This is a genomic window from Streptomyces sp. NPDC006326 (genome assembly GCF_040612915.1).
Lineage (GTDB): Bacteria > Actinomycetota > Actinomycetes > Streptomycetales > Streptomycetaceae > Streptomyces.
In genome coordinates this window covers 1-3,804 of sequence record NZ_JBEXRC010000105.1, presented here as the reverse complement: position 1 = coordinate 3,804, position 3,804 = coordinate 1, and the positions used below count along the sequence as shown (strand labels likewise).

The 3,804-nt window shown below is 72.1% G+C and carries 5 protein-coding genes; 3 read left to right on the top strand and 2 right to left on the bottom strand.

Annotation, left to right across the window (positions count from 1 at the left end):
- Both ABZ128_RS35430 and ABZ128_RS35425 read left to right on the top strand, forming a co-directional pair.
- Positions 1-297: adenosylhomocysteinase (locus ABZ128_RS35430; RefSeq protein ID WP_356854008.1), on the top strand; the 297-nt coding region annotated here is incomplete at its 5' end.
- Between the two features lie 100 nt (positions 298-397).
- Positions 398-1,018: a hypothetical protein gene (locus ABZ128_RS35425; RefSeq protein WP_356854006.1), complete on the top strand. Its 621-nt coding sequence runs from the start codon at positions 398-400 to the stop codon at positions 1,016-1,018.
- A gap of 26 nt (positions 1,019-1,044) precedes the next feature.
- On the opposite strand, the gene ABZ128_RS35420 is transcribed toward ABZ128_RS35425, so the two are convergent.
- Both ABZ128_RS35420 and ABZ128_RS35415 read right to left on the bottom strand, forming a co-directional pair.
- Positions 1,045-1,350, bottom strand: coding sequence for a hypothetical protein (locus tag ABZ128_RS35420; protein WP_356854004.1), 306 nt, complete (start codon positions 1,348-1,350; stop codon positions 1,045-1,047).
- A gap of 18 nt (positions 1,351-1,368) precedes the next feature.
- Positions 1,369-2,328 carry an RDD family protein gene (locus ABZ128_RS35415; protein ID WP_356854002.1) on the bottom strand — a complete coding sequence of 320 codons (960 nt, stop codon included), beginning with the start codon at positions 2,326-2,328 and terminating at the stop codon, positions 1,369-1,371.
- A 141-nt stretch (positions 2,329-2,469) separates the two neighbouring features.
- Here ABZ128_RS35415 and ABZ128_RS35410 point away from each other — a divergent pair, with 141 nt between their 5' ends.
- Complete coding sequence (locus ABZ128_RS35410; protein ID WP_356854001.1) at positions 2,470-3,477, top strand: stage II sporulation protein M; 1,008 nt, start codon at positions 2,470-2,472, stop codon at positions 3,475-3,477.
- Positions 3,478-3,804: the final 327 nt, after the last annotated feature.

Below are 3,804 nucleotides of genomic sequence, written 5' to 3'. Positions count from 1 at the left end.
GTCCTGATCGTCCTGTCCGAGGGCCGTCTGCTGAACCTGGGCAACGCCACCGGGCACCCGTCGTTCGTGATGTCGAACTCGTTCGCGGACCAGACCCTGGCCCAGATCGAGCTGTTCACCAAGCCCGAGGAGTACCCCACCGACGTCTACGTGCTGCCCAAGCACCTCGACGAGAAGGTGGCCCGCCTCCACCTCGACGCGCTCGGCGTCAAGCTGACCACCCTGCGCCCGGAGCAGGCCGCCTACATCGGTGTCAAGGTCGAGGGCCCGTACAAGCCGGACCACTACCGCTACTGATCCCCGCGCGGCAGCGGCAACGCACGTCGAAGGCAGGCCCCCGGCAGCACGCCGGGGGCCTGCCCCGTATCCACCCGAGACCACCCGAGGACCCTGCCCCATGCCCCGCGGCCGCTACTCGCTCCACGACCCCCACGACCACACCCCCCTCGGCGAGGAGCACTTCCACTGCGCCCCCGGCCCCTCCGGCTGGCGCTACGTCTCCCAGCTCACCGGCCCGGACGGCGACCACCGGGGCTCGGTCGACCTGGCGGTCGACGAGCTGGGCCGGCCCATCCGCCTCGAACTGAACGCGGCGAGCTGGCAGGTCCGCGGCGCCGCCATCGACGGCGTCACCTGGGTCCGCAGCGACCCGACCGGCACCGAGGCCACCGAGGGCAACGTCGCCGCGGGCGGCTTCACCGGCACCTCGCCGGCCTTCCTGGTGGCCACGGCCCGCCTGCTGCGCCTGACCCCCGGCGCACCCGCCACGCGGGTCCGGCTCGTCGCCTTCACCGATCCGGTGCTCGCGCCGCGCACGGTCGACCAGGCGTGGGCGCTGCTCGGACGCGCGGAGCACCCGACGGACAGCGGACCGCTGGTGGTGGACGAGTACCAGGTCACCGCCCTGGACACGGGCGAGGTCCATACGGTCCACATCGCGGGCGACGTCGTCCTCGCGGCCCCCGGCATCGAACTGGAACACCTGGAGACTCCGCCCTCGACGTTCCCCGAGGACTGACGCCCCGCCAAGGCCCCCGGCCCGGGTCAGCACTGCTCGTCGGGGTAGCTCCACTCGACAGCGCAGGTCGCCGAGGGCGCGGCTTCCTTCGCGTACCAGGCGACGGACTTCTCGAACTCCGGGCACCACAGGTGGGCGCGGCTGACGGAGACCGGGAAGTCGGTCCCGCCGGTGACGACGTGCACGCCGTCCTCCAGCCGGATGCCGATCGTGACCTGGCGGCCGATGCTCTCGTCCCGCATCAGCTCCCGGAGCTCTTCGACGACGGCTTGCGCCCGGGCCTCGTCCTCGATGCCCGTGACGCGGAAGGTGAATGCGACGTTCGCTGACATGCCGCGCAGGTTAGGCGATCACGCCGGGGGTGCGAACCCCGTCGCGGGCCGCGGCGGCACGGGAGTCGCGGGCGTCTCGCCCGGGACCGGAACCGGGACCGGCGCAGTCGCGGGCAGTACGGCCGACGGTGCGTACCCCACGGGGCCGGGGCCCGGGTGCCCCCACGCGGCCGACATCGCGGCGGGCATCGCGGGCGCGCCAGGCGGCGGCCCGTACGCGGGCGCGACGCCGGGACCGAAGGCGCGGGCCGCGTCCCGGCTCTGACGCTCGTGCACCACCGCCATCAGGTACGCGGCCGGGGGTACGCCGACCGGCGCCGGCGCCCCCGTACGGGCCACCAGGTCCTCCGCCAGCCGGGCCGCCATCCCCGCACCCACCTGCGGGTCCAGCTGGTTCATCCGCGTCAGGTACTGCCGTATCGCCAGCCACAGCCCCTCCGGCACCGCCGACAGGTCCAGCCCGGAGAACCGCCCGGCCAGCCACGGCGGAGGCGGCGGCACCGGCATCACCCGCGCCCCCGGCACCCGCTCCCGGACCACCAGCGTCCCCGCGAACACGTCCCCGAGCCGCCGCCCCCGCGCCGACACCAGGGAGGCGATGCACGCCACCGTCCCGAAGCTCCCCAGCAGCTCGATGACCCCCATGGCCCCGCGGACCAGCGCATGCCGGAACCGGATCGGCCCGCCGTCGTCCCGCACCACGCGGAGCCCGCAGGCGAGCTTGCCCAGCGAACGTCCGTGGCTCAGGGTCTCCACCGCGATCGGCACCCCGACCAGCAGCAGCAGGAAGGACGCCACCGCGACGGCCGCGACGGCGGCCTCGTCCAGCGAGGCGGTGGCGAAGCCCAGCCCGATGGAGATCAGCAGGTAACCGGTGAGGTAGACGACCAGATCGAGCAGGACCGCCAGCGCCCGGCTCGGGACCCTCGCCGGCCGCAGGCCCAGGACGACCGCGTCCCCCGTCACCAGATCGCTCACCGCTGCACACCCTTCACGTGACCGGACCCGCCCCTTGGTCATCCAGTCTGCCAAGCTGACCACCGTAGAACTAAGCAGAACCAAGCAGAACCAAGCAGAACCGAGCAGGAGCCAGGTCCTGGGGCAGGGGAGCGGAACCGGATGGATCTCGACGTCTTCGTCACGGCCCACCGCGCGGAATGGGACCGCCTGGAACAGCTCCTGGGCCGGGGCCGCCGCCTGACCGGAGCCGAGGCCGACGAGCTCGTCGCCCTCTACCAGCGGGCCTCCACCCACCTCTCCCTGATCCAGTCCAGCGTCCCCGACCCCCTGCTCACGGGCCGCCTGACCCAGCTGGTGGCCCGCGCCCGCGCCACCGTGACGGGCACCCGCCGGGCCGGCTGGCGGGACGCGGCCCGGTTCTTCACGGCCGCCTTCCCGGCGGCCGTCTATCGCAGTCGCCGCTGGTGGATACCGACCGCACTGCTGTCCACCGTGCTCGGCGTGCTGATCGGCTGGTGGATAGCCACCCATCCCGAGGTCCAGGGCGCCATCGCGGCGCCGGAGGAACTGCAGGCACTGACGAAGCCGGGCGGCGAGTACGAGACGTACTACTCCAGTCACCCCGCGGCCTCCTTCGCCGCCAAGGTGTGGACGAACAACGCCCAGGCCGCCGCCATGTGCCTGGTCCTGGGGGCGTTCCTCGGGATCCCGGTGCTCTGGATCCTGTTCCTGAACATGGTCAACCTGGGCGTGGGCATCGGCCTGATGGCCTCCGCCGACCGCCTCGACGTGTTCCTCGGCCTGATCCTCCCGCACGGCCTGCTCGAATTGACCGCCGTGTTCGTCGCAGCCGGTACCGGACTGCGCCTCGGCTGGACGGTCATCGACCCGGGCCCCCGCACCCGCCGCGCAGCCCTCGCGGAACAGGGCCGCTCCGCCCTGGGCATGGCCATCGGCCTGGCGGTGGTCCTCTTCGTGTCGGGCCTGATCGAAGGCTTCGTCACCCCGTCCGGCCTGCCCACCTGGGCTCGCATCGCCATCGGCGTCGCCGCCGAGGCCGCGTTCCTGCTGTACGTGTACGTCCTCGGCGGCCGGGCCTCCCGCGCGGGCGAGGTGGGCGACGTGGAGGCCGCCGACCGCACGGCCACGCTGCCCACGGCGGCCTGATGTGCGGACACGGCCGTACAGCTGCTAGTCTCCTCGTCGTCCCGCAAAGACTGTTGACACGGTCGGAGCGGGGAGGTAGATTCGAACGGTTGCCTGGGCTGGACAAGCCCGGCCGTGATGGTTTAAAATCTCTCTCGCCCTGAAGGAATTGAATTCCTGCGGGCACAACCGACTCCTCCTCCAGGAATTGAAGCCGGGAAATCCGGTGGAAATCTTCTGATAGAGTCGGAGCCGCCGGAAAGGGAAAACGCGAAAGCGAAGGACCTGGAAAGCGAAGCGGGACCGGCTCTGATAGAGTCGGAAACGCAAGAACGAAGGGAAGCCCGG